1 protein-coding gene is annotated in these 2279 nt (G+C 66.7%); it reads right to left on the bottom strand.

Features of this window, described 5'->3' with window-relative positions:
• Positions 1-259: 259 nt before the first annotated feature.
• The gene (locus tag EB084_23995; GenBank protein NDD31325.1) at positions 260-1573 is read right to left on the bottom strand and encodes a hypothetical protein; all 1314 of its coding nucleotides are present in this window, start codon (positions 1571-1573) and stop codon (positions 260-262) included.
• Positions 1574-2279 lie beyond the last annotated feature (706 nt).

The following is a 2279-nucleotide window of genomic DNA, read 5'->3' as shown; positions in this document are numbered from 1 at the left end:
GAGTATAAGCCCATTTGGGCTTCTAGTCGACGGCGCGGTCCACAGGTGGCGTGGCCATGCTGCTCAGGGTGCGAGTGGCCGTGGTGCACGAGGGGCGACGGCGAGGTGCGTGGGTGGCGTGGCGAGCGGGCGAGTGGCACGGCTGCGATGGACCAGCGCCAGTCACCGTCGCTTCCTGCGTGGAAGGTTCATCGCGGGGAGGGACGCGTTCGATGCAGCGTCGCTGCGCCGTGCCCCGCGGTCAGGGCACCGCTCGCGCTCAGCGGCGGGGACCCATGTGGGCGATGAGGGCGCCCCACTCGCCGTCCTTCGTCATGTCGAGCATCTCATATCGATAGGGGTCGTGCTGACGCGGACGCTTCGGGTTCCGACCACCGTCCGTGGGCAGGTACACCGAGAGGCCGTGCGCCTTCGACATCCCCTCTCCCTCGGTCTCGTTCGCGATGACGGCCTTGTCGAGCGCGTCGAGCACGCCCTGCGCCGCGGCGCGTATGGCGTCGCTCTTCACGTGACGGCTGTGCAGCACGTTGTTCGCGAAGTCGCCCAGGTCGCGGAAGTCCTTGTCGGGACGGGTGCGCCCGTCGAACTTCTTCGTTCGCTTCACGATCTCCACGAGGTGCGCGCGAGACACACCCCCTTGACGCAGCGTCTGGGAGAGCGTGTCGCACGCCTTGCGAAGGGTGTTCATCTTCGAGAGGTCGATGGCCGAGAACTGTCCTGCAGCCTCGTCGAGGCCATTATCGACACGGTCAGCCTCGTCGACCGCTGCGGCATCGACGATGTGACGTGCCAGATCTCGGCCGCTCACGTTCTCATCGAACGCCGGGCGCGCGAGGATCTCTGCGTACGGCATGCCAGGGGCGCCGATGAGGTTCTCGCCGCCCACCAGGAACTTCGCGCTGTTGCGCAGCTCGTATGCCACCTCGGTCTGCGCCATCTCGCAGGCGTCGAACAGCAGGACGTCAGGCTTCACCCCGGTCTCCGACTTGACGTGCTCGAGAACCTCGCGCATCTCGGTGGGGTCGATGTGGCTCTGGTGCACGTCGTCGAAGCTGATGCCACGAAATCCCGCGCCGTGATTGTTGAACACCACCATGTAGTGCTTGGCGGGGTAGTTCTTTATTCCCCATTTCAGGAAATCAGCCAGGGTGCCCGGCGAGCCCATGTCGGTGAAGGAAGGGAGCTTCTCCGTTACCTTCGACTGGATCTTGCTGCCGTCGGTCTCGCCCGTGAAGCGGACCTCGTATCGGCGAACCCCCGCCCAGTCGCCGTCGATGCCATCACGTTCCTTGCTCTTGCCGTAGACCATCGACTGGGGCGCGCGGGCGAGCTGGATCGCCACATTGAGGTTCGCGTTCGGTCCCACGCCCTCGGACTGCTGGATGCCGCTGGTGACAAACGGTTCGAGGTCGTTGTTTCCGTTGAAGAAGCCGAGAACCGTCCACTCCTTGGGCTCCGCGGCCGATGACGTGGCGCTCGAAGCGTCTCCGCTCGGTCCCCCGGCCTGATCTCTCGCGGAGGCGGAAGGTCGTGGCAGTCGGGTAGACTGGGGGCCAAGGCGGTCGGCACGCATCGCGGGCGGTCCTCTTTCGTTGCAAAGTCGTAACGAGGTCGGTGCAGGGCCAGCACGGTTGGTGGTTGTCGCGCCTCTTCACGGAGAGGCGTATGCCTGGGCCCCTATCATACCATGGCTGGGAAGCCCCCCCGAAAGCTCGTGACGGTTTTCCTGCGACTCTCTGGGGCAAGGAGACTTCGGCCCGTTGGACGGGGACCCGCGTGTCAATCGTCTGCGACCCCTTGGCCTGTGCGCGTCTCGCGGCCGGCGGGGTGCCTCGCCGGGTTCGCCGGGGCTGGAGGGACCCGTCCCCGGCAGCGTGAACACCGCTCCGACACGTTGTCCCGCGGGACGCGGGTGGATACTGACACAGGAGGTGCAGTCATCGAGAGCAGGCGACGGGTTCGTGTCCCCCTGCTGCTGTGCATTGCGCTGCTGGCTTGCGTGGCACAGCGGGGCGATGCCTCTCCCACGCGTCAGGCACGGATCTACCTGGAAGCGCGTCGGGGGCACCCCATCTCAGACCTCACCCCAGCCGTGGCGCGCGCCCGCGGCGGTCACAATGGCGCGGTCGTCGAGTGGTCTGGGGTGCTCGAGGAGCCCGCACCGACTCGAGCGGATTCGAACGCCCAGACATCCCCTGGGGGTTCGCAGGGGGACGGGGCTGCGAAGCGCCGGGTTTCACCGAAGCCCTCGACGGCCCGCAGCGGTCCGCCGGAATCCT

This window comes from Pseudomonadota bacterium, from assembly GCA_010028905.1.
Taxonomy (GTDB): Bacteria; Vulcanimicrobiota; Xenobia; order RGZZ01; family RGZZ01; genus RGZZ01.
This window is presented reverse-complemented; position numbering and strand designations above follow the sequence as displayed.

Coding starts and splice junctions, on each gene's coding strand:
- EB084_23995 (NDD31325.1), bottom strand. CDS start 1,573: ATGCGTGCCGACCGCCTTGGCCCCCAGTCTACCCGACTGCCACGACCT.